This is a genomic window from Burkholderia sp. GW821-FHT14F03 (assembly GCF_058803765.1).
Map to the genome: position 1 here is coordinate 1 of NZ_JBXAPG010000167.1, position 504 is coordinate 504.

Below are 504 nucleotides of genomic sequence, written 5' to 3' on the forward strand. Positions count from 1 at the left end.
ATCTGCGGCACCTGATTGAGCGTCACCCCCGTCTGCCCGATCTCGACAACCTCGGCGACGGCCTTGACGCCATCCGTAACGATCGTGTCGCCCCGCGCGGCCGAGATGATCCGGGGCAGCACGACGCCCATCGAGAAGATCAGCGAAATCATTGCAATCGCGACGATCGCGCCCATGACCGACATCATCGAGAACGCCATCATGCGTGCTCCCCCTTTCAACTGTCCGGCGCGGCCCGGCCCGTTCGCACGCTCGCGCGTCCTGCTCGGTGATTCGTCCATTCGAATGCCTCGTCTGTCGATTTCGCCGGGCCCCGCCCCGGCCCGCCTCATTGCGGCTTCGCGCCCTGGGCTTCCATGGTCACGCCGCCCGGCTTCACGGCTTGGCTGTCCTTGGGCACGCTGCCGTCAGGCAGCCGCACGCCGCCGTCGGGCGTGCGCGCCGACTGGATCACCTTGTGCGCACGCGTCGTCGCCGATTGCATCGCATCGTTCGTCGCCGACT

1 pseudogene is annotated in these 504 nt (G+C 67.3%); it reads right to left on the reverse strand.

What is annotated here, in order from left to right:
• A pseudogene (locus AC1RQF_RS33545) lies at positions 1 to 203 on the reverse strand (hypothetical protein); the annotation flags it as partial.
• Positions 204 to 504: the final 301 nt, after the last annotated feature.